This window comes from Ruegeria sp. BE9, from assembly GCF_056538765.1.
Genome location: NZ_JBQFTS010000007.1, coordinates 38,264 through 60,924, shown reverse-complemented (window position 1 = coordinate 60,924; position 22,661 = coordinate 38,264). Strand labels below are relative to the sequence as shown.

The window sequence follows — 22,661 nt, the reverse complement described above, 5'->3', positions numbered from 1 at the left end:
ACTGATTCACAATGCCGCCCGGGCTTCAAGTGTTCAGAACACCAGGGATGCGTCCCCATCAAGGCCGTTGACTGTGGATACGGCAAGTGGTGCAAGCCAGGCGAGCAATGCCTGCCCGAGGGCGGATGCGAGAAACTACCAGAAGGTTCTGATCCTTAGGTTGCCTTGACGCGCGCAGCTTCTTATAAGCGGCTCGATTGTCAGACAGGAGCCCGCCCATGCGTTTCGCCCATCGTCACCTACTTGGCATCGAGCACCTGTCCCAGTCTGATATCACCGCCATTCTTGATCTGGCCGAAAAGTACGTTGACCTGAACCGTCAGTCGACCAAGCATTCCGACGTGTTGTCAGGGCTTACGCAGATCAACATGTTCTTCGAGAACTCCACGCGCACACAGGCCAGTTTCGAACTGGCAGGCAAACGGCTGGGCGCGGACGTCATGAACATGGCGATGCAGGCCAGTTCGATCAAAAAGGGTGAGACCCTTATCGACACCGCGATGACGTTGAATGCGATGCATCCCGATCTTCTGGTCGTGCGTCACCCGCATTCGGGAGCGGTCGATCTGCTGGCTCAAAAAGTAAATTGCGCCGTGCTGAACGCCGGCGACGGGCGGCATGAACACCCAACACAAGCTTTGCTGGACGCACTGACCATTCGCCGGGCCAAGGGGCGTCTGCACCGTCTGAACATCGCGATCTGCGGTGACGTCGCCCATTCCCGCGTGGCTCGTTCGAATCTGATCCTGCTGGGCAAAATGGAGAACCGCATCCGCCTTATTGGCCCGCCGACGCTGGTTCCTTCGCAATTCGCTGAATTCGGGGCCGAGATTTACGACGACATGAACGAAGGCCTGAAAGACGTCGACGTCGTTATGATGCTGCGTCTTCAGAAAGAGCGTATGGATGGCGGCTTTATCCCGTCCGAGCGTGAGTATTACCACCGCTACGGGCTGGATGCTGAAAAGCTGACGCTGGCCAAGTCCGACGCGATTGTGATGCACCCTGGCCCAATGAACCGTGGTGTCGAGATCGACGGAACGCTGGCCGACGACATCAACAGATCAGTAATTCAGGAACAGGTCGAAATGGGCGTCGCAGTCCGAATGGCCGCGATGGAGCTTTTGGCCCGCAATCATCGAGACGCCGCATGAGCGATCTTTCCGTCGCCCCCCATGAACGCGGTGTAATCCGCCTGTTCACGCTGAACATGCGCCCCGAAGAGGCGAAGTTCCTGCGCGAAGCCGGAGCGGCTGATCAAATTTTGGGGGTGACGGGGTTAGATCTCGATCAGATTGATGTTTTTCCGGTGTCGGACCTCGAAGATCTCGGGCTTTATGGATACCTGAACGAAGGATGCGGCGTTTCTGCAGATCAACTGAACCGCACTGCACTAGACGCAATCGAAGGCTGGGTCATGGTGCTCCGCAGCGCAGCCTTTGGCGGAAAGGCAGCGACCCTTACGCCGGATCCCAGAGTGGAACTGATCGGTCTGTTCACCGAAGAAGCCACCAACTGGACCGGTGGTCCAATCGAAACCGAAAGCGCCAAGCCCTATTCAGCCCCCCAAACCTCTACGCAGAATGACAGCCCACGCCGCGTTGGCTCGGCCATTCTCGCACTTGTGGTCCTTCTGGTGATCGGAGGTGTATTATGGCTGGCGCTGTGACATTTGCCCCTGACAAATCCGCATACATCCGCACCAATGCGTGGTTGGCTGCCGCAGCGATGGCAGGTGCGATGATCATCCTTTGGCTGATCGGCAATCCTTATCCCTGGACTGGCGCACCGGCAGGCCTTGCCGCCATCGGTATTCGCGCGTGGTTCCTGGCCTCAGAGGAACTGGTCGCCACGTGGGAGATGACCGAAACGACACTTACCGGCCCCGGCCCGCGCAAGGTGGCCCTGAATCAGATTGAAGCGGTCAAAACCATGGGCAGCTTTGTTCAAATCGTCACAAAGGGCGGCGATAAACACCTGATCAAGTATCAGGCCGACCCTGCCGCCACCAAAGCCGCCATTGAAAGGGCAATGGGATGACCGCAGCCACAGAAGACTGGTGGCGCGCTCAACTTCCCGATGGGGAAGAAGTGTTGTGGGCGGGCCGTCCGGATCAGGGATATTTCCCTCATTCGTTTGGATGGCTGTACAAAAGCGCAATAGGTCTGTTTGCAGCTCTTTGGCTGGCTAGCCCATGGCTCTTCGAAACTGTGCGGGATTTTTGGAAGTTGTTTTTCTGCACAATCGTGTGTGGTTTTATACTTTGGACCGATCAATTTATTCGGTCACAACGGATTTATGTCGTGACTTCGGAAAATGCATGGGAACTCAACAAGAGTCTCAAGGCAAAATCCCTGAAAATCGATCGTTTTTTGAACTTCCGATCCGGGCGTCGCGGGGTTCTGTTTTCCCGCCACCCTCTTCTCTCTTTTGATCATTTGTCCGACCACGATGCCGCATTGAAGGCACTGACCCAAGCCCAAGAGGCCTCGACATGACCGACCAAATCTTTACCAACGCCCGTCTGATCGACCCTGAGGCTGGGACGGAAAGCCTCGGCTGGCTGCTGGTCTCGAACGGCAATATTGCAGACCGCGGCGAAGGCGACGCGCCTTCTAGCAATGCGCAGGTTATCGATTGTCGCGGACACTGCCTCGCACCTGGGATCGTGGATATCGGTGTTAAGGTTTGCGAACCGGGCGAGCGCCATAAAGAAAGCTATAAGTCCGCTGGTCTGGCAGCGGCCACCGGTGGTGTGACCACCATCGTTACGCGCCCCGACACTAGCCCCACCATCGACACACCCGAAAGTCTGGAGTTTGTCACCCGCCGAGCGCAAGCAGACACCCCTGTAAACGTTCTGCCGATGGCAGCACTGACAAAGGGCCGAGAAGGTCGCGAGATGACCGAGCTTGGCTTTCTGCAAGACGCCGGGGCAGTCGCCTTTACCGATTGCGACCATGTTATTACCAATACCAAGGTGTTTTCCCGTGCGCTGACCTATGCACGATCATGCGGTGCACTGGTCATCGCCCACCCTCAGGAACCGGGCCTAAGTTCCGGCGCGGCGGCGACCAGCGGCAAGTTCGCCGCTCTGCGCGGCTTACCGGCCGTTTCACCTATGGCCGAACGGATGGGACTAGACCGCGACATTGCACTGTTGGAAATGACCGGAGCTGCGTATCACGCCGACCAGATCACCACCGCCCGCGCCCTACCCGCGTTGGAACGAGCCAAGCGCAACGGTTTGGACATCACCGCCGGCACCTCAATCCACCACCTGACACTGAACGAGCTGGATGTCTCCGACTATCGCACCTTCTTTAAGGTCAAACCGCCTTTGCGTTCCGAAGATGATCGGCAGGCGGTAATCGAAGCGGTGCGGACGGGCCTGATCGATACGATAAGTTCGATGCACACCCCGCAGGATGAAGAAAGCAAGCGCCTGCCGTTTGAAGAGGCCGCCTCGGGCGCCGTCGCATTGGAGACCCTGTTGCCTGCGGCCCTGCGCCTTTACCATGCGGACCAGTTGGACCTGCCTACCTTGTTCCGCGCTATGGCGTTGAATCCGGCAAAACGACTGGGGCTGAAATCCGGCCGACTGTCCAAGGGCGCACCGGCCGACCTGGTCGTGTTTGACCCAGATGTGCCTTTTGTGCTCGACCGATTTTCCCTAAAATCGAAATCGCAGAACACACCGTTTGACGGCCAGCGAATGCAAGGTAAGGTCACGGCAACCTATGTAGCAGGCCAAGAAGTTTACCGGAGACCCTGATGCCCCCAATCGACAGCACGACGACCCAGCTGATCCTCTGGGCCGTATTCGGGTATCTTATGGGTTCAGTCCCCTATGGCATGGTCATCGCCAAGGTCATGGGGCTGGGCAACCTGCGCAACATCGGATCGGGCAATATCGGCGCGACCAATGTACTGCGCACTGGCAACAAGACAGCCGCAGCGCTCACCGTCGTATTCGACGCTGCCAAAGGTGCCGTTGCCGTGCTGTTGGCGCGCGCCTTGGCCGGAGAGGACGCTGCGCAGATCGCTGCGCTTGCGGCATTCTTAGGGCATTGTTTTCCTGTTTGGCTGGGCTTTAAAGGCGGTAAGGGCGTAGCAACCTTCCTTGGCCTTTGGCTGGCGCTGGACTGGCGCGTAGGCGTGGCATGCTGCCTTACATGGCTGGTTGCGGCTGCAATCTGGAGGATCTCGTCCTTCGCCGCGCTGACTGCGGCTGCCATGTCAACCATCTGGGTCATGATTTTGACGGACTCTTCTGCATTCCTTCTTGGCGTTGTTCTGACCCTGTTGGTTTATTGGCGTCACCGCGAAAACCTTGCTCGAATCCGAGCTGGCACTGAGCCTAAAATCGGAAAGTCGTGACTGCATCAGACGCTTTTTTACAGGCGTTCTTTGCCATTCCTTCAGGCTCGTCCACGGGACAAAGCAACAACAGACGGTACATCGTCAGCCGCACCGAACTGGCCAAAGGAAAATCCCACAAGCTGGTTGCCCACGAACTGGGCGGCGGGGATTACATCAGCCTGAACCTCTATCTGACTGGCAAAAGCGGTGCCTTGCTGCGCCCCTGTGAAATGCCGGTCCAGAAAGTCTTGGATTTCGTCCTGGGTTACCGATGCGATCCCTGATCCGACCTTTGCATTTCTGAACAACCACCCTTCGCCCGCGCACATTCACAATTGATTGTTTTGAACGTGATGGAGCGATTGCCCACTTCGGTGCCGTGACGGCCAATTACCGGTCCCACGGACAAAAATCTCCAGGGTGGTCCTGATGCAATTTCCGCGTCGCTCGGCTGCCCGTTTCACGAAAGGTGAAAACAATGAACAAGTTCAAATCTCTCATTGGCGGCGTCGCGCTGTCTGTTGCAATCGCAAGCTCGGCCCTGGCGGCTGGCGTTGAACTGAACGCAAGCTCGACCGGCCTGGCCATGCAAGGGTACGACCCGGTGGCCTATTTCACCGAGGGCGCGCCGACTAAAGGCGACTACCGCATCACCGCGCTGCACAACGAGGCACTGTACCGCTTCGCCACTGAAGAAAACAAAGCTGCATTCGAAGAAAACCCCGAAGCATACCTGCCTGCATATGGCGGCTACTGTGCATTTGGTGCGGCGATGGGCTTCAAATTCGACGGTGACCCGAACCACTGGAAAATCGTCGACAACAAACTGTACCTGAACCTGTCGCAGGACATTCAGGAACGTTGGGAAGGCGACATCCCAGGCTTTATCGAACAAGCCAGCACCAACTGGGAAACCATCTCGGACAAATCCCCTGCGGAACTGCAAGCGCAATAAACCGCCTAAAAAATTCCTCTGGTCGGCGGCAGATTACTCTGCCGCCGATTGTCATTTGAAACAGCTCTTTAGCAACCCTACGTCTTTTTTAGGAAACGAGTTCGGATTGAACCGGACCAATTCAGCCGGATTGCAGATTGCCGGCTTATCTTTCCGGGTCGGAATACCAAAACACAGTTTGATCCGGTCACTCGGCCGGGTCGTAGTGATCAATACAGACAAACGGGCAGCGGGTCTGCCGCGACCAATTTCGGACGAAAGGATAACAAAATGACAGGTAAAATTCTTCTCGCCTCTGCAATCGCATCTCTTACCGCGGGGGCTGCGATGGCACAGTCCTCCGGCAACTGGACCGGTTTCTACGGCGGTTTGCAGGTCGGCTATGCGGACATCGACACCAACATTTCAGGTGTGGACGGCGACGGCGCAATCGGCGGTATCATCCTTGGCTATGACTATGACCTTGGGGATTGGGTCGTCGGTGCCGGTTTCGACTATGACTGGACTGGCATTGACCTGACGCCCGGCGTCGAAGTTGAGGATGTCTGGCGTATCAAAGCGCGTGCAGGATACAAATTGAATCCTCAGAGCCTGCTTTATGGTGTCGGTGGATTTGCCGAAGCAGGGACGGACAGCCTCGGCAGCGACGACGGCTGGTTTATCGGTGCAGGCTATGAACAGATCGTTGCCCCGAATGTCAGTGTTGGCGGTGAAATCCTGTACCACGAATTCAACGACTTTGACTCTACCGGCATCGACGTGGATGCCACAACACTTCAGGTGCGGGCTTCTTACCGTTTCTGAGCAAAATTCTGAAAGAAACAAACCCGGCGTTCAGGCGCCGGGTTTTTCATGGTTTTAAAGCTCCAGTATCGTACTACCGGTTGTTTGGCGCGCCTCGAGCGCTCGGTGCGCGTCGGCCACCTGCTCAAGCGGAAAGCGTTGATCGATATGGATCTTGACCTCACCACCCTCAACCTTGCCGAACAGACGCCGCGCCATCGCCTGACAGACCACGTGGTCGGAAATATGTGTAAACAGCGTCGGTCGGGTGATTTTTAGGGACCCTTTGCTGGCCAAGGTTCCGATATCAATTAACGGTACGGTCCCTGACGCATTGCCGAAGGAGATCATCATCCCCAAAGGTTTAAGGCAGTTTAAGGACCCTTCAAACGTGTCTGCCCCGATAGAGTCCATGACCACGTCCACGCCCTTGCCCTTCGTGATTTCGGCAACGCGTTCCGCAAAGTCTTCCTTTCGGTAGTTGATGCAGTGCGATGCTCCGTTGAACTGTGCAAGGCTGCATTTTTCATCTGTTCCCGCAGTGCCGATTAGAGTGATCCCTTCGGACTTGGCCCATTGGCAAGCAATCAGTCCGACACCGCCCGCGGCGGCATGGAACAGAACCGTATCCCCTCGCTTGAGCGGTGTCGTGCGGTGGAACAGGTACTCGACCGTCATTCCTTTGAGCATCATCGCCGCAGCTACATCAAACGAAATCCTATCGGGCAAAGGGCAAACCTGCGTTGCAGGCATTACACGCACTTCGCAGTATGCCCCAGCCGGAGCCGCAGCATAGGCCGCCCGCTGACCGGGCTCCAAATGCGTAACGCCTTCGCCAACGGCCTCGATCACTCCAGACGCCTCCATCCCCAAGGCGTGTGGTAATTCCATCGGATACAGACCTGCCCGTTGGTAAATATCAATGAAATTCAATCCACAGGCTTTATGGCGAATGCGAACCTCTCCGGGTCCAGGGTCGCCGACAAAGTGCTCTTCCAGCTGAAGAACCTCGGGTCCACCGTGTTGATGAATGACGACTGTACGTGCCGTTTGATGCATACTCACCTCCTGTAACCTGACGCCAAGCTAACACGCCTGTTATTCAGGGCAATCGGCACGATTCCGCATGACGCGGGCAAAACACAAAAAATGTGCTATACTAAGGGTTCAAGCGTTGCCGGCTGGTCCGGCCGAAGGCAACTGATGCCGGATTCACTCCGCTGCGCTGATATGCAAAGGGAGGGGATGACGATGGCCAAGACAATTGGAAATCCAATCAGCTGGGCCGCCCAGAATATCGGCGCGACCAGCGATCATATCGCAGAAAGCATCACACGTATTGGCAGCACTGATACGCGCCACGTACCTACGGTGCAGACGCTGACACTGCAGGACCTGCGATCCTGTTTACGCGCCGGATATCAAGACTTTCTGGAAACCCGTGCAGACGCAGTGTTCGTTATTCTGATTTACCCTATTGCCGGGCTTTTGATGTTCGGTTTTGGGCTGAACCGGAACATGGTGCCGTTGCTGGCCCCATTGATAATGGGCTTTGCCTTGATCGGCCCAATCGCGGCGGTAGGCCTCTATGAAATAAGCCGCAAGCGTGAACAAAACAGCGAAGTGCATTGGCTGGACGCATTTGGCGTATTCCGATCACCTTCGTTCGGCGCGATACTCGCGCTAGGGTTCTATCTGGTCATGTTATTGCTGATTTGGCTAATGGCAGCGCAGAGTATCTATGCCCACACTCTTGGACCTGATCTGCCTACATCGTTCGGCGCATTCATGACGCAGGTGTTCACCACGGGCGCAGGCTGGACCATGATCCTTGTCGGCAACGCCGTGGGCTTCATGTTCGCACTGGTTGCACTTGCGATCAGTGTTGTGAGCTTTCCGCTGTTACTGGACCGTCAAGTCGGGCTGCCAGTTGCAGTTGTGACATCGGTGCGCGTACTGCGCCAAAACCCAGGTGTTATTCTGGCATGGGGCTTTATCGTGGCTACTCTGTTGGTCATCGGAGCAATTCCGATGATGCTTGGCCTGATCGTTGTGATACCGGTTCTCGGCCATGCGACTTGGCATTTGTATCGTCGGGCAGTGGTCTGACGAACGGGCGCGGGACAAGCCCGCGCGACCGTATTAGCCTGCGACTTTCAAAACGATCTTGCCAATGTGGCCAGAGCTTTCCATCCGCTTATGCGCAGCTGCTGCATCTGTCAGGTCAAATTCGCTGTCCATGACCGGTGCCACTTTTCCGGCCTCTAACAGAGGCCAGACTGCCTCACGCAGATCCTGCGCAATTTTCGCTTTTGCCAAATCACTTTGCGGACGCAAGGTACTGCCGGTCAGCGTCAGACGTTTGACCATCATCAGCGCAAAGTTCAGTTCAACCTTCGGGCCTTGCAAAAAGGCAATCTGGACCAGGCGACCATCCTCAGCAAGAGATTTGACATTGCGCGGGATATAGTCTCCGCCCACCATATCAAGTATTAGGTTCGCACCACCCTCAGCCCGCATGGCGCCTACGAAGTCTTCATTGCGATAGTTTATTGCCTTTTCGGCACCAAGTTTTTCGCACGCCTCGCATTTCTCAGCAGAGCCCGCGGTTGCGAATACCCGCGCACCAAAAGCATTCGCCAGTTGGATCGCAGTTGTGCCGATACCGCTGGAACCGCCGTGAACCAGAAAGCGTTCGCCCGCCTTTAATCCCCCGCGCATGAAAACGTTCGACCAGACAGTAAAGAAGGTTTCGGGCAGGCAGGCTGCTTCCTTCATTCCCATCCCTGCCGGAACCGGCAAACAATGAGCAGCGGGCGTAGCGACATATTCCGCGTATCCACCGCCAGGCAGCAACGCACAGACTTGATCGCCGATAGAAACCCCCTCAACCCCCGCGCCGACGGCAACAACTTCGCCCGACGCTTCTAGCCCGGGCAGATCGCTCGCGCCAGGAGGCGGATCATAGGCCCCTGCCCGCTGCAACGCATCGGGGCGATTCACACCTGCATAGGCTACTTTGAGGATTACCTGGCCGTTTTGCGGCTCGGGTACCGGGCGTTCAGTTAGTTGCAGAACATCCGGGCCGCCGGGCTGCGAGATTTCTACGGCACGCATCATCTTTGTCATGGGCAAATCCTCCTTTGCCCAATGCCTAGCAGGCATAAACGGGAAGGCCCAGACGCTTACTTGCGCGGGTTCAACATTCCCGGCAAGTCGGCCCGCATTTTTATTGGCGGCTTGACCTGACTTGCGAACCAGTTCGGCACAGCTAGGAAGGGCTTGAACAATGGGTTGCCGTTCACCTGCGCCTTAAGCTTTTCGAACTGCATGACATTATCTATCCGCCGGTCCAAAAACTCCCACGTTTTCTGTTGGTCGGGCGAATCGTCCCCCAACCAGAACAACAGCGTAGAGGAGTACACACCCGACAAAGTCGCGCGCTTGGTATACCAGTTCACATCATCGGATGTGTCACCCAGCGTATCCCAAATCAGATCGCAGGTTTGCCACAGTGCTTTGGCACCATCGGCCGCATGTGTCGGCAGCGAAAATAACGTCATGCCACGTCGGACCAGCTCTTTGTCTTCCACCGCCTCAAGCCGAAAACGAACCGCGGACGCCACGCGATCGCGAAACTTTAACTCGCTCAGGTCTGTTGTTTTCAGGCGCTCAACCATCGCAGCGTCCCCGCGTGCGTGAAATGCCAACGCCAGATCAACCGCTCCGCGTGGGCAGATCGCGCGCGCTAAAGCGTCATCCAAATTGCACTCTGTAATCGCCGCGCGAAAGCTGGTTTCCGACCAGCCGTCGAACGGCACATGGCTCAGCATCGCATCCAAAAGCTGCTGTTTGGCGTCTTCATAGGTGGTTGTCATGGCGGTTCTCCGGTTCTCGGGGCCAGTACTAGACAAGATAGAGCGGCTTTGCTATACGGCCAACTCCTGCAATTTCCTTGCAACTCTATCTAGAAAGGTGGTGACAACCACATGCAGGTTAGTGTTCGCGACAATAACGTCGATCAGGCGCTTCGTGCCCTGAAGAAAAAGCTGCAGCGCGAAGGCGTGTTCCGTGAAATGAAGCTCAAGCAACATTTCGAGAAACCGTCCGAGAAAAAAGCGCGCGAGAAAGCTGAAGCGATCCGCCGTGCCCGTAAACTGGCACGTAAGAAAGCCCAGCGCGAAGGTCTGCTCTAAGATCTCACTCGTCCAGCTTTGGATGACACTATTTGACGACCCCCGAGGCACAGCCCGGGGGTTTGTCGTTTCTAGGTCAGGTTGTATTCCGCCGAATCGAATCCCCTAATGCGCGACAAGCTGCCATTTCGATGTCAGCAGGATTTTGCCCGGCGTATTGCAGCGCAGCGAATCTCTTTCCGGCAGCACGGGCCTGCCAAATTCTGCCGTAAATTCAGTCCCCTCTATCAGCCGACCAGACGCCCCCGGTAACTGGCCTCGTCCATTAAGACGACAAACCAAACGGAGGCATCATGTCTACAGCAAATACATTCGAGCAAGAAATGCTGGCGCTGATTAACCAAGAGCGCACATCCCGAGGGTTGAACCCGCTGCAACTGGAAACCCGCCTGAACGATTCATCCGAGGATCACAGCACCTGGATGCTGAATTCGAACACGTTCAGCCACACCGGGTCTGGCGGATCCAGCGCAACTCAAAGAATGAAAGACGCCGGGTTTGACTTTGACGGTAGCTGGCGGTCGGGCGAAAACATTGCCTGGCAATCAGAGCGCGGCGCCGCAGGCATCAGTGATGATGTAGAACAACTGCACCAAAGCCTGATGGACAGCCCAGGTCATCGCGCAAACATCCTGAACCCGGACTATGAGTATATTGGGATCGGAATCGAAGAAGGGGACTTTAACGGCTGGGACGCTGTCATGGTGACCCAAAACTTTGCCACTACGGACGGTGAAGTGATAGTCGACAATGGCAACGCCCCACTGCCGCCGATCGAGGAAGTGGTCGACGCTGAAGAACCCGCAACGGAAGCGCCAGAGACGGATGTTGTTGAAGCACCTGCGGCCGAAACACCCGAACCCATTGCGACCGAGACTGAAGAGCCGGTGGTTGCCGAAGAACCCGAAACCGACGAAGTTGAAACTGCCGTGCCTGCACCCGAAACTCCAGCACCCGAGTTGACTGAGCCCGAAGTGCCAGAGGTCGACACAGTCGAGCTTGATGAGACTTTCGAGGAAACACCGGCAGAGGACATCACGGGTACTCCGAACGTGGAGGAGCCCGAAGTTGAGGAAATCGAGACACCGGAAACCGACGTTACTGAAACAGAAGTCCCGGTAACGGAAACCCCCGACTTCGATATGACGGATGCTGAGACACCGGACTACGGTTGTTTCGACGTCGAAGAGTTCCTCACAGAGATTAACGATTTCGTGAACAACCTTATGGCGATGGTCGACGACTTCTGGCTGCCCGAGACAGAGATGCAGCCCGTGTCGGAGGACGATTTCATGCTGACAGGTGAACATTGCGACGTTCCCGCGACCATGCCTGAGACTACGGCGGACATGGGCACCGAACAATTCGATGGCATGTTCTTCAACCCTGATTTCTTTGGCGATGCTTGCATGATGAACTTTGCCTAAAATTTCCACTCAACCCTGCGGTGCATCGCTCGGATGCACCGCGACAGCGCAAATCAGCACCGTTGCGCAACTTATTGCACAAAAAGGGTGAATCCGGCGGTGGCAAACCGCCGAGCGAGAGTGGCTGTCCACATTGTGACTATATCCCGCCAAATTCTCGCCATTAATGCCCCGACAAAATAACTCAACTTTTACTGGAGGCAGAATCATGTCAGTGGCCAGCAACCTGGAAAGGCAAATGCTTGCGTTAATCAACGCAGAGCGCGAGCGTGCCGGCCTTTCCCCCGTACAACTTGAACTCAGATTGAATGACGCCGCTGAAGACCACAGCCAATGGATGCTACGCACGGATCAGTTTAGTCACACGGGTGTAAACAACTCGGCCCCGTGGGACCGGATGGAGGACGCTGGCTTCAACTTTTCCGGTAGTTGGCGTGCGACCGAGAACATTGCCTGGCAAAGCGTTCGCGGCGCACCGGGACTGTCCGATGATGTGCAGGACCTTCATACCAGCTTGATGAACAGCCCTGGCCACCGGGCTAACATCCTTGATCCGAATGTAACCCTCGTCGGGATCGGCATTGAGGTCGGCAACTTCGATGGCTGGAACGCCATTATCGTAACGCAAAACTTTGCGCGCACATCGGCCCCGGTGCAGCTGGACAACGGAGGCGCCGACCAAGGTGGTGGCGACACTCCTGATCCAGCACCGATCGAGCCGCAATACGTCTTTGCCGGCACTGAGGGTACGGCGCTCAATGATTGGTTTGTTATGCGCGCCGGCGAAGCTGGAACGCTAAACGGTCATGACGGCGACGACAGATTGGTCGGCCATAACGGGCGCGACACGCTCTTGGGTGGGCCTGGCGAAGATCACTTGAACGGAGGATCCGGAGACGACCTGTTACGCGGTGGCCGCGGAGAAGACTACCTGATCGGAGCGGCAGGAAATGACGTTCTTTCCGGCGAAACCAACGACGACAAAGTGTTTGGCGGTGCCGGCAACGACAGGGTCTACGGAGGAAGCGGGAACGACTATGCCCATGGCAGCACTGGCCGTGATGTTCTGGTTGGCCACAGCGGCAACGACCGGCTTTTTGGCGGTGCTGGGAATGACAGATTGATGGGCGGCGGCGGAAACGATCTGCTGGTCGGCGGCGATGGTTTCGACAACTTTGTTTTCCAAACTGGTATCGACCGCGTTCGTGATTTCGCTGCAGGAGAGCAAGTATTTATGCGGCTGTCCCAAGGGATCACTGACTATAGCGACCTGATGAACAATCACATCAGGCAAGAAGGTTCCGATGTCATTATCCAAGACGGCGCGAACCAGTTGATCCTTGAGGACACCCAACTTGCAAGCCTCAGCAGCGATAACTTTATTTTCTAAGTCCACTCACGAGAAAAAGGCCCCCGAGTTTCGGGGGCCTTTGTTATTGATCAATAGATTTTGGGCACGTGTAACTCATCCGGAAGGATGCGGCGTTCATACTCAGGATTGTATCTACGGTCCGGCAGATCGACCTTTTCCTGCGGAACGTCTGTATACGGAATCTTAGTCAAAAGATGCTCGATACAGTTCAATCGCTCGCGCTTCTTGTCGTTGCCTTCGACAATATACCAAGGTGCCTCGGGGATATTGGTGCGGAAGAACATGTCTTCCTTGGCTTTGGTGTAAGCTTCCCAGCGAATACGAGATTCCAAGTCCATCGGGGAAAGCTTCCATTGTTTCATCGGATCATGAATACGCATGAGGAATCGCAACTGCTGCTCTTCATCCGTGATCGAGAACCAGTATTTCAGCAAGATGATCCCAGAACGTACAAGCATCCGTTCAAATTCGGGAACGTCCTGAAAAAACTGTTCCACTTGATCTTCGGTCGCGAACCCCATCACGCGCTCAACGCCGGCGCGATTGTACCACGACCGGTCGAACAATACGATCTCGCCCGCCGCAGGTAGATGCGGAACATAGCGCTGGAAGTACCATTGGCTTTGCTCGCGACGACTGGGCGCGGGCAAGGCCACCACGCGGGCCACCCGTGGGTTCAGGCGCTGGGTAATGCGCTTGATCACGCCCCCCTTACCCGCACTGTCACGACCTTCGAACAGAATGCAAACCTTGGCTCCGGTATGTTGTACCCAGTCCTGAACCTTGATCAGCTCGGCCTGTAGGCGCAGCAAATTACGGAAGTAGACCTTGCGGTCCAGCATGTCGGGATGCTGATCTTTGTAGATTTTGCGGATTTCCATCGAAAGCATGGGTTCGCTGAATTCGATTTCAAAATCTTCGTCCAGCGTGTCTTCCAACTCGGCTTCCAGCCAGTCTTTGGGGGCATTGTCGTTTTCGTAAGCCAAGATGTTTTCCTTATCGTCTATCGGGTTTGGACCGTACAGGGCGCATGTAACCACCTGATGTCATCAGAATAATTGATGAAACCCCATCCAAGCCGACACCGCACACACGGGCGGGTCCAGGCAATGCAAAAGGAAGTCCGGTCTTTCCCCATATTTGAACTTGTAAGCCTCAGGATACAAGCGTCAGAATTGACGCATTACCAACAGATTGGATGGATCTGCTTGCCAGCGTTTGCTTCTGTCGGCATCAATTTCAGCGTAAAAAACCCCGAGGACCACTTGGCGCACTTCCTTTCCCTACTACCGTTTATCTGGCCCTGGCTTATCCTGATTGCCTCGCAAATCTGCGCGGTATCCGGCAAACAAACCCTGAGTTTAACCTTGCTGGGGTTATTCTCAATTGTCGCGCTGAGCCTTGGCATGGTGACTCCGCTTGCCCTGGCATTTGCAGCTGTAGGACTTCTTGGAGCGTCCCGTCTAAGACAGCTATCCGGGACTATTGCTTTGGCTGGGCATCTGGCGCTCATCCTTTGGTGTCTCGCGCTAGGAGCGCACCTGATCCCCGGGTTTCACAATTTGCTTGTCCTGAACAAAGTTCAGGCCGGGCCGGATAGCGCCACTTTCTCGATGTACCTGAATCTCGACAAGCCGCTGGTTCTTTTCGCGGTCCTGCTTGCCTGGCCCGACTTGATCCGCCGCGCCATCCCCACCAAATTCGCTCCTTTGATTGCAGGCTTGCTGATCCTGCCTGCGCTGTTTGCACTTGGGTTCGCGACAGGGGCTGTCAAACCTGAGATTGGGCTACCGCATTGGTGGATGATTTTCGCCCTATCCAACTTGTTTCTGACCTGCCTGACAGAGGAGGCCTTTTTTCGCGGATACCTGCAATCGGCCATCTCGTCGAAATTTGGCACGGTTGCGGGTATCGCTCTGGCCAGCTTGATGTTCGGTTTCGCCCACATTGGGGGCGGTTCGGCTTTGGTGGTTTTTGCATCACTTCTTGGGGCAGCTTGCGGCTTGGGGTATTTTGCAACGGGTCGGCTTTGGGTGCCGGTTTTGATGCATTTCAGCTTTAACGCGTTGCATCTGGCACTGTTTACTTACCCCGGCCCGGCCTGAGTTTTACACTGGCAACGCCGTAGTCTTGAACACTGTCCGTAAAGCAAAAGAGCTTTGCATCTGCGCCACACCGGGCAGGCGCGACAGATATTGGCGGTGAATACGAGCAAAATCTTCGGTATTCTCGGCGACTACTTTCAGGATGTAATCGGCAGTCCCTGCCATCAGATGGCATTCCAGAACATCGGGAATGCGAGCGACCGCCTTTTCGAAGGCATCCAACAATTCCTCTGCCTGCCCTTGCAACGTGATCTCGACAAACACTGTTGTCGGGACATTCATTTTGCGTGCATCCAATAGTGCTACGTAGTTGCGGATATAGCCATCTGTTTCCAGCCGCTGAACGCGCCGATGGCAGGCTGAAGGCGACAGGTTAACCTGCTCGGACAGCTCTGCATTCGACATCCTCCCGTTTCGCTGAAGGGCCGCCAGAATCTTTCTATCAGTCGTGTCGAGGCTCATGCACGCAAGTCCATTGCAAGTTTTACGCAGATTACCGAAGAATCTCCCGAATAAAAGCCCACTTACGGGTAGAGTTTCATAGAAATTGCGCTCCGAAATGCACATAATTTAGGCAGTTTATGAATGGAGGAGCAAAATGAAGATCGGTTGCCCCAAGGAAATCAAGCCACAGGAATTCCGCGTCGGTATGACCCCCAACGCTGCGCAGGAGGCCGTTGCGCGCGGTCACGAGGTCATTATCGAGACCGGCGCTGGCAATGGTGCCGGGTTCAACAACGAGGATTACATCTCTGCAGGTGCGCAGATTGTCGATACGGCAGAAGAGATCTTTGCCACCGCGGACATGATCGTAAAGGTCAAAGAACCTCAGGCGGTTGAGCGCAAGATGCTGCGCGAGGGCCAGTTGCTGTTCACATATCTTCACCTGGCACCGGACCCGGATCAGACCCATGATCTTCTGGCCTCTGGCTGTACAGCCATCGCCTATGAAACAGTGACGGATGACGCCGGAGGGCTCCCTCTGCTGGCCCCGATGTCAGAAGTCGCCGGACGTTTGGCCCCACAAGTCGGGTCGTGGACCCTGCAAAAAGCCAATGGCGGCCGCGGCGTTCTGATGGGCGGCGTCCCAGGTGTTGGCCCAGCGAAAGTCGTCGTTATCGGCGGTGGTGTGGTTGGCACGCACGCGGCACAAATTGCCGCTGGAATGGGCGCCGACGTCACTGTTCTGGATCGGTCGCTGCCCCGCCTGCGCTATCTTGATGATGTGTTCGGCCGTCAGTTCAAGAACCAGTACTCAACAGCTGGCGCGACAGCCGAGTTGATCCAATCTGCGGATATGGTTATCGGCGCCGTTCTGATCCCCGGCGCTGCCGCCCCCAAACTTGTGACGCGGGCACAACTCTCCACCATGAAGCCAGGTGCAGTTCTCGTTGACGTGGCCATTGACCAGGGTGGATGCTTCGAAACCTCAAAGGCGACCACTCATGCGGAACCAATCTACGAAGTAGACGGCATTATGCACTACTGCGTCGCCAACATGCCGGGCGCAGTAGCACGAACGTCCACGATCGCTCTGGGGAATGCGACAATGCCGTTTATGCTGGCATTGGCGGACAAGGGTTGGAAACAGGCCTGCCAGGACGATCCTCATTTGCTGGCTGGCCTGAACGTTCATGCCGGACAGCTGACATATTACGCAGTTGGCAAAGCACTTGGCATCGACGTGGTATCTCCTAACGTGGTCATCAAGTCGTAATACTCCCGCCGCTGAAAGCGCCCTCTTAAAGGGCGTTTACAGTGTTGGGCCGGGGCGCCGCACCCACGGTGCGGCGCAGTTAAAACGAACCCGGGTGCCCCAAAACAAAAAAGCGCCGCGCGATTAGCGCGGCGCTTTGCCCAACCGGAGAAGGACATTTTAATGCCTGATCGACGGACGGGAGGCCTTACGCCTCTTTGTGAATTTCCACCGAATGCGGGTATGGGATCGATACGCCTTTGGCGTCGAACGCCTCCTTCACCGCTTTTGTTATTTCGAACTTCACGTCCCAGTAATCTGCCGCTGCGCACCACAGGCGTGCGGTCAGATCGACCGAGCTGTCGCCCAGATTGGTCACGCGCACCCATGGTTCAGGATCGTCCAGGATACGTTCGTCCGCTTTGGCAACGTCCATGATGACTTGCATCGCTTCATCCGCGCTGTCGCCATAGTCAATGCCAAACACCAAATCGACCCGCCGTGTATCGTGCGCGGAGTAGTTGGTGATGATCGAGCCCCAGGACTGGCCATTTGGAACAATGATCTGAATATTGTCCGGCGTTACCAATTCCGTGGTGAACAGATTCAGGTCTTTCACGGTACCGGACGTTCCGCCGATATCCACGTACTGACCCAGTTTGTAGGGTCGGAAAACGACCAGCATCACGCCGGCCGCAAGATCGCTGAGTGTGCCTTGCAAAGCCAGACCAATAGCCAGCGATGCAGCACCCAAAATGGCAACGATACTTGTCGCTTCAATTCCGAAAATACCCAGTACGGCAACCAGCACCATCGCCAGAATTGCCCATTTCACCAGGCTGGCCATAAAGTTGCCGAGTGTCGGGTCTATTTGCGGTGTCGCATTAATTCGACGCCGCACCATCCCACCAATAGCGCCGGCGACAATCCAGCCAAGTATCAGTACAATCAGCGCCTTGACTGCGTTCATGATCAGCGGGGCGAAGGCTCCCACCTGTGTTACGACCTCTTCCACACGCTTCTCCTATCCGAGCCACAACAAACCCGCGACAGCTGCGCGGGATTCACAAGAGTTTGAGATAAAAACAGTCGTTGGTCTAGGTGCGAGATAGGTGGCTTTTCCCCGTCAGGCCGAGAACGCGTTGGATTTGTCCTTCGACGCACGACCTCAGGTATGTTGCCGCCGTATTATGCCCGAAAGGCCCAGCTCGCAGGTGGACGCCGAACAAAGCGTCCACCTTTGCCGCACCTTAAGCCGGCAGCTTACCGGTCAGCACATAGCGCAGAACTTCAACCACCTGAAAGGGTTCTTCGGCCACCGCCAGCGCAGCGGCGTCCACCTCTTTCAAGGCATGCTGGTGATCAGGGCCATGCAATACGATCAGCGATTTACCCAATGCCGCCGCATAGCCCGCATCGAAAGCAGCGTTCCACTGCTTGTACTTCTCACCAAACCGAACCACGACAACATCTGCGTCCGCGATTCCTTTGCGTGTGCGGATCGCATTGACCATCGCACCCTTGTGGTCGTGCCAATACTTGTTCGGCTCTGCCCCAAGTATGGCCACACCGCAATCATCGCTAGCCTCGTGATCAGTGACGGGGCTGTTAAAGGTGATGTCCAAACCCTGAGCGCCATCGATGATCTGTTCACGCCAATCAGTATGGATTTCGCCGGATAGATAGACATTCAGCATAATTTTCTCCTCCTACATGAAAAAAGGGGCGAATCCGCCCCTTCATCTTTTCGACATTACTTCCGCCATAAGCGGACAGCATCAGCCACGCAGAGTACCACCGGTTGCCTTAGCAACCTTTTCCACGATCTTTCCGCTGACCGCTTCGATGTCTTCTTCTTTCAGCGTTTTGTCCGTTGGTTGCAGACGCACTGTGATGGCCAAGGATTTCTTGCCTTCACCCAGGCTGCCACCGATGAATTCGTCAAATACACGAACATTCTCGATTAGCGCTTTGTCGGCACCAGCCGCGGCGTTTACGAGCGTCAGCGCTTCAACGCTTTCGTCGACGACAAATGCAAAGTCACGCTCGACCGCTTGAAGGTCGCGCATTTCCAATGCGGCACGGGTTGCACCGGACTTACGGGGCAGCGGCACCTCATCCGGCCAAATGGTAAACGCCATCGCCGGGCCCTTGATATCCATCGCCTGCAGGATACGCGGGTGTAGCTCGCCAAAGACGCCGAGTACCTTTTTCGGACCCAGGCAGATCTTGCCGTGACGACCCGGATGCCACCAAGCATCGCCGTCGCGCAGGATTTGTACCTTGGCGGGCGCACCGATGGCGGCCAAAACGGCTTCGGCGTCCGCTTTAACGTCGAAAACATCGACAGCACGCGAGGCACCGTGAACATCTTTGGGACCGTCGCGACCAACCAGCAAGCCAGAGACTTGAGTTTTCTGATCGCCGGGTTCTCCGTCATGGAAAACGGGGCCAACCTCGAACAACGCGACATCCGCATAACCACGCGCCTGATTACGCGCCGCTGCCTGCAGAAGACCAGGCAGCAGGTCGGGTCGCATATGGCTCATCTCAGACGAGATCGGGTTTTCCAGACGGGTCGTATCATCGCCGCCACCAAACAGAGCAGCCGAAGCCTGATCGATGAATGTGTACGACACACACTCGTTATAGCCCAGAGCAGCACAGGTGCGACGCGCCATCGACTGACGGCGTTGTGTGGGGGTCATAACCGCTTTGGGGATGCCATCTGTCACACGCGGCAGAGGCTTGCCCTGCAGCTTGGTCAGAGACGCAATCCGCGCAACCTCTTCCACCAGATCAGCCTCTCCCATGACGTCGGGACGCCAACTCGGGACATAGGCCATCTCACCTTCCAGTCGGAAGCCCAAGCGGGTCAGAGTCTGGCGTTGTTCGCTTTCGGGGATATCCATCCCGACCAGAGACTGCACACGCGCCGCGTCCAGCTTATAGGCCCGTGTGTGGTTCGGCGCTTTGCCGGCCTCGACCACTTTGGACACCTCACCGCCGCAGATATCCAGGATCATCTGCGTCGCCTGTTCCAAGCCTTCCAGCGTGTATTCAGGGTCGACTCCACGTTCAAACCGATAACGCGCATCCGAGTTGATCTTCAGTGCACGGCCAGTTAGCGCGATCTGCACGTGGTCCCAGAACGCGCTTTCGAGGAAGACATTCACTGTCTCATCGGTACAGCCAGTTTCTTCGCCGCCCATAATGCCGGCAATGGACTCGGGGCCTTTGTCGTCCGAGATAACCATCATACCGGGCTGCAGGGTGTATTCTTTTTCATCCAGCGCCACCAGCTTCTCACCGCCCTTGGCGCGGTGAACCCGCAGGTTGCCGTGTACCTTATCCGCGTCAAACACGTGCAACGGGCGGTTCTGATCATAGGTCATGTAGTTGGTGATATCGACCAAAGCCGAGATCGGACGCAGACCAATCGCCTTCAGCTGGTCCTGCAGCCATTGCGGGCTATGGCCGTTCTTGACGCCACGGATCAAACGGCCGGTGAAATGCGGCGCACCGTCCAGCGTATCTTCGTCGATCGTCACCTTGATCGGGCTTTCGAAATCACCCGGCACAGGCGCATAGTCGCGCTGTTTGAGCGTCCCGATTCCACGTGCTGCCAAATCACGAGCGATTCCCTCAACGCCCAGTGCATCCGGACGGTTCGGAGTGATCGCAATCTCGATCATGGGGTCGACCTTGGACGGATCGTTCTCAGCCAGCCAATCGATGAACTTGTCGCCAACTTCGCCCGAGGGCAGCTCGATGATACCATCATGCTCATCCGACAGCTCCAGCTCACGCTCGGACGCCATCATACCAAAGCTTTCGACACCACGGATTTTGCCGACACTGATTGTGAGATCCAGACCGGGGATGTACATGCCCGGTTTACAGACCACGACGGTAATGCCTTCACGCGCGTTCGGGGCACCACAGATAATCTGCAGTTCACCCTCGTCCGTCTCGACCCTGCAAACGCGCAGCTTGTCGGCATCGGGGTGTTTCTCGGCATGTTTCACATAGCCCAGCGTAAAGTCCGCCAACCGGTCCGCAGGGTTCACGATTTCTTCGACCTCTAACCCGAGGTCGGTCAACGCTTCGGCAATCTCATCAACCGAAGCGTCAGTGTCGAGGTGGTCTTTCAGCCAGGACAGAGTGAATTTCATTGCACGGGGCCTTTTTTGGCAAACATCCAGTCGGCACAGGCAATGGCAAAGATTGCGCCAAGGTGCAAGCGCTGCGGGTCACGGATAGGTAGGGGTGCGGCCCAAAAGTTCGTCCAATTGCCAGCCGATCCAGCCATGTGGGATAAAATGCCCGCCGGGGTGCGTGTCCAGCACCACCTGCCCCTGCGCGCAATCGGTCCATTCCACGCGGCTGAGCGTCAGGAAGGGTTTCACGCTCCAATCCCCGCGTGGGGTCGCGCCATTGCAGTTATACTTTTCCCGCCAAAGGGCCACTGGATAGGTCGTGTCGCCACCGGGACCAAAGGGGAAATCCATCACCGTATCGTCCAGCCCATGCACATGGCGCACTTCGCGTGGGGCTTCCGGGCAGGCTTCTGTTTGACGGATGCTGCCCGCAACGGCCAGAAGCGCCGCCGTGTCATTGCCCGACTGGCAGACATAGCGCCACGCCATCGCACCACCGTATGAATAGCCCGAGACATAGATACGGTCCGGATCTACCGGATAACGTTTGGCAACGTCTTCAAGCACCTGGTCGGCAAAGGGGACATCGCCGGTATCCGAAGTCCAGAAATCCCATGTTTTCCGCAGCCCGTTCGGTGCCACCAGCAGCACGCCACGCAGTTTCGTGGCCCTGGCGATCCGCTCATGGTTCACCACCACAGTGCCCTGCCGCGCCCAGCCGTGAAAATGCATCAGCACCGGCAGAGGCGTTTCGCCATCCCACCCTTCGGGCTCCAACACATGGTACGAACGGTCCCCCACCCGACAGGCGGTGTCACCGTGGCAGGTTTCAATGGCGGCGGCTTGCGTGGCGGCCAGCAGGAAAAGGCAGAGCAGTCGGTACATCATGCGCCCGACCCTACCCGGACAGCGCGCCATGTCACGTCACAACCCCGTGGGCGACTGTGACAAGCCGCGCCATCGTCAAGTTGTCAGATCAAATCACGAGCCGCGCTGTCGCCAGACCGCGGTATGGCGATCCTCGGGGAGTGTTGGGCACTTTATGCCAGCCAAATCCGCGCGCTGTTCGTGCGTTGCGCTGGCGGAGACAAATCGCCAGCCCGTGCGGGCGGTCTGGCGATAGCGCGGCGGCCTATCGGCCTTTGCTCCGCACTTTTACAGAACTACTATTGAGTCTTTTATCCAGTGCTTTGGTTAAACTGGAGTGTTTCTCCGACCCACAGCCTCATTTTAGGGCGTTTAATACTGCTTCAGAAGTCAACGCGCTTAGAAGATAAGGGACCGAAAACGCGACTATCGAAGTCAGTGCAACGAACCCCCATTTTGCGATTTTATTTTCTGCGCTCCAATCAAAGCGCTGAAACAACACCGCCAGCATGTAGTTACAGCTACTCAAAATGTACACGCCTGTGGCACCGTAACCGAGCAGCCATAACACCGCCAAAAAATTAGACTCTAGCTTGAATATGGCAACTTCCAGCAAGCCAAGCACGATCCCAGCTTGGATCAAGGCAAAAATTGAACTGAACAGCTTCTCTGAGCGTTCCCAGCCCACTCGATTGGATTCAACATCTAGATTGTCTGATCCAAGTAGTAGGTGAGGCT

General features: G+C 56.2%; 25 protein-coding genes. 15 read left to right on the top strand and 10 right to left on the bottom strand.

All coding sequences use genetic code 11. The annotated features are described in order from the left end of the window. The first annotated feature begins 218 nt into the window (after positions 1-218). The 9 genes from ACR0EO_RS17240 to ACR0EO_RS17200 all read left to right on the top strand — a co-directional run bounded on the left by ACR0EO_RS17240 (position 219) and on the right by ACR0EO_RS17200 (position 6,121). Positions 219-1,154: an aspartate carbamoyltransferase catalytic subunit gene (locus tag ACR0EO_RS17240; RefSeq protein ID WP_480691864.1), complete on the top strand. Its 936-nt coding sequence runs from the start codon at positions 219-221 to the stop codon at positions 1,152-1,154. Continuing rightward, the gene (locus ACR0EO_RS17235; RefSeq protein WP_480691862.1) at positions 1,151-1,669 is read left to right on the top strand and encodes a hypothetical protein; all 519 of its coding nucleotides are present in this window, start codon (positions 1,151-1,153) and stop codon (positions 1,667-1,669) included. Before ACR0EO_RS17240 ends, ACR0EO_RS17235 begins: the two co-directional genes overlap by 4 nt. Continuing rightward, positions 1,654-2,040, top strand: coding sequence for a hypothetical protein (locus ACR0EO_RS17230; RefSeq protein WP_480691861.1), 387 nt, complete (start codon positions 1,654-1,656; stop codon positions 2,038-2,040). Before ACR0EO_RS17235 ends, ACR0EO_RS17230 begins: the two co-directional genes overlap by 16 nt. Further along, positions 2,037-2,498: a hypothetical protein gene (locus ACR0EO_RS17225; protein ID WP_480691859.1), complete on the top strand. Its 462-nt coding sequence runs from the start codon at positions 2,037-2,039 to the stop codon at positions 2,496-2,498. Before ACR0EO_RS17230 ends, ACR0EO_RS17225 begins: the two co-directional genes overlap by 4 nt. Continuing rightward, complete coding sequence (gene pyrC / locus ACR0EO_RS17220; protein ID WP_480691858.1) at positions 2,495-3,775, top strand: dihydroorotase; 1,281 nt, start codon at positions 2,495-2,497, stop codon at positions 3,773-3,775. Before ACR0EO_RS17225 ends, pyrC begins: the two co-directional genes overlap by 4 nt. After that, a complete protein-coding gene (gene plsY / locus ACR0EO_RS17215) occupies positions 3,775-4,380 on the top strand; it encodes a glycerol-3-phosphate 1-O-acyltransferase PlsY (protein WP_480691856.1) in 606 nt (201 codons plus the stop codon). Before pyrC ends, plsY begins: the two co-directional genes overlap by 1 nt. After that, positions 4,377-4,646: a hypothetical protein gene (locus tag ACR0EO_RS17210; protein ID WP_480691855.1), complete on the top strand. Its 270-nt coding sequence runs from the start codon at positions 4,377-4,379 to the stop codon at positions 4,644-4,646. The genes plsY and ACR0EO_RS17210 overlap by 4 nt, the downstream gene beginning before the upstream one ends. Positions 4,647-4,840: 194 nt before the next feature. Further along, the gene (locus ACR0EO_RS17205; protein ID WP_480691853.1) at positions 4,841-5,317 is read left to right on the top strand and encodes a YHS domain-containing (seleno)protein; all 477 of its coding nucleotides are present in this window, start codon (positions 4,841-4,843) and stop codon (positions 5,315-5,317) included. A 270-nt stretch (positions 5,318-5,587) separates the two neighbouring features. Further along, positions 5,588-6,121: an outer membrane protein gene (locus tag ACR0EO_RS17200; protein WP_480691851.1), complete on the top strand. Its 534-nt coding sequence runs from the start codon at positions 5,588-5,590 to the stop codon at positions 6,119-6,121. A 54-nt stretch (positions 6,122-6,175) separates the two neighbouring features. Here ACR0EO_RS17200 and ACR0EO_RS17195 read toward each other — a convergent pair whose 3' ends face one another. Continuing rightward, a complete protein-coding gene (locus tag ACR0EO_RS17195) occupies positions 6,176-7,159 on the bottom strand; it encodes a quinone oxidoreductase family protein (protein WP_480691849.1) in 984 nt (327 codons plus the stop codon). A gap of 192 nt (positions 7,160-7,351) precedes the next feature. On the opposite strand from ACR0EO_RS17195, the gene ACR0EO_RS17190 reads away from it, so the two are divergent. Then, positions 7,352-8,209, top strand: coding sequence for a DUF2189 domain-containing protein (locus ACR0EO_RS17190; RefSeq protein ID WP_480691847.1), 858 nt, complete (start codon positions 7,352-7,354; stop codon positions 8,207-8,209). A gap of 33 nt (positions 8,210-8,242) precedes the next feature. On the opposite strand, the gene ACR0EO_RS17185 is transcribed toward ACR0EO_RS17190, so the two are convergent. Continuing rightward, positions 8,243-9,229, bottom strand: coding sequence for an NAD(P)H-quinone oxidoreductase (locus ACR0EO_RS17185; protein WP_480691845.1), 987 nt, complete (start codon positions 9,227-9,229; stop codon positions 8,243-8,245). 56 nt (positions 9,230-9,285) lie between these two features. Beyond that, a complete protein-coding gene (locus ACR0EO_RS17180; RefSeq protein ID WP_480691843.1) occupies positions 9,286-9,978 on the bottom strand; it encodes a COQ9 family protein in 693 nt (230 codons plus the stop codon). Between the two features lie 111 nt (positions 9,979-10,089). Here ACR0EO_RS17180 and rpsU point away from each other — a divergent pair, with 111 nt between their 5' ends. From rpsU to ACR0EO_RS17165, 3 genes are all read left to right on the top strand, one after another. Further along, positions 10,090-10,296 carry a 30S ribosomal protein S21 gene (gene rpsU, locus ACR0EO_RS17175; protein ID WP_005614280.1) on the top strand — a complete coding sequence of 69 codons (207 nt, stop codon included), beginning with the start codon at positions 10,090-10,092 and terminating at the stop codon, positions 10,294-10,296. 293 nt (positions 10,297-10,589) lie between these two features. Further along, the gene (locus ACR0EO_RS17170; protein ID WP_480691841.1) at positions 10,590-11,723 is read left to right on the top strand and encodes a CAP domain-containing protein; all 1,134 of its coding nucleotides are present in this window, start codon (positions 10,590-10,592) and stop codon (positions 11,721-11,723) included. A gap of 208 nt (positions 11,724-11,931) precedes the next feature. Continuing rightward, on the top strand, positions 11,932-13,113 hold the full coding sequence (locus tag ACR0EO_RS17165; protein ID WP_480691839.1) for a CAP domain-containing protein: 1,182 nt from the start codon (positions 11,932-11,934) through the stop codon (positions 13,111-13,113). A 50-nt stretch (positions 13,114-13,163) separates the two neighbouring features. Here the strand turns inward: ACR0EO_RS17165 and ppk2 are convergent, their stop codons facing one another. Next, positions 13,164-14,081, bottom strand: coding sequence for a polyphosphate kinase 2 (ppk2, locus tag ACR0EO_RS17160; RefSeq protein ID WP_480691837.1), 918 nt, complete (start codon positions 14,079-14,081; stop codon positions 13,164-13,166). A gap of 222 nt (positions 14,082-14,303) precedes the next feature. On the opposite strand from ppk2, the gene ACR0EO_RS17155 reads away from it, so the two are divergent. Beyond that, positions 14,304-15,200: a CPBP family intramembrane glutamic endopeptidase gene (locus ACR0EO_RS17155; RefSeq protein ID WP_480691835.1), complete on the top strand. Its 897-nt coding sequence runs from the start codon at positions 14,304-14,306 to the stop codon at positions 15,198-15,200. 3 nt (positions 15,201-15,203) lie between these two features. On the opposite strand, the gene ACR0EO_RS17150 is transcribed toward ACR0EO_RS17155, so the two are convergent. Beyond that, positions 15,204-15,662, bottom strand: a complete 459-nt coding sequence (locus ACR0EO_RS17150) for an Lrp/AsnC family transcriptional regulator (protein ID WP_480691833.1) — start codon at positions 15,660-15,662, stop codon at positions 15,204-15,206. A gap of 136 nt (positions 15,663-15,798) precedes the next feature. On the opposite strand from ACR0EO_RS17150, the gene ald reads away from it, so the two are divergent. Continuing rightward, positions 15,799-16,917 (top strand): alanine dehydrogenase, encoded by a 1,119-nt coding sequence (gene ald, locus ACR0EO_RS17145; protein ID WP_480691831.1) that lies wholly within the window; start codon positions 15,799-15,801, stop codon positions 16,915-16,917. Positions 16,918-17,104: 187 nt separating this feature from the next. Here ald and ACR0EO_RS17140 read toward each other — a convergent pair whose 3' ends face one another. The 5 genes from ACR0EO_RS17140 to ACR0EO_RS17120 form a co-directional block, all read right to left on the bottom strand. Next, a complete protein-coding gene (locus ACR0EO_RS17140; RefSeq protein WP_480691829.1) occupies positions 17,105-17,911 on the bottom strand; it encodes a mechanosensitive ion channel family protein in 807 nt (268 codons plus the stop codon). A 235-nt stretch (positions 17,912-18,146) separates the two neighbouring features. Continuing rightward, positions 18,147-18,593, bottom strand: coding sequence for a YtoQ family protein (locus ACR0EO_RS17135; protein ID WP_480691827.1), 447 nt, complete (start codon positions 18,591-18,593; stop codon positions 18,147-18,149). A gap of 81 nt (positions 18,594-18,674) precedes the next feature. Next, positions 18,675-21,071, bottom strand: coding sequence for a phenylalanine--tRNA ligase subunit beta (gene pheT, locus ACR0EO_RS17130; protein WP_480691825.1), 2,397 nt, complete (start codon positions 21,069-21,071; stop codon positions 18,675-18,677). A 78-nt stretch (positions 21,072-21,149) separates the two neighbouring features. Further along, positions 21,150-21,944 (bottom strand): CE1 family esterase, encoded by a 795-nt coding sequence (locus tag ACR0EO_RS17125; RefSeq protein WP_480691823.1) that lies wholly within the window; start codon positions 21,942-21,944, stop codon positions 21,150-21,152. Between the two features lie 337 nt (positions 21,945-22,281). Further along, on the bottom strand, positions 22,282-22,611 hold the full coding sequence (locus ACR0EO_RS17120) for a hypothetical protein (protein WP_480691821.1): 330 nt from the start codon (positions 22,609-22,611) through the stop codon (positions 22,282-22,284). Positions 22,612-22,661 lie beyond the last annotated feature (50 nt).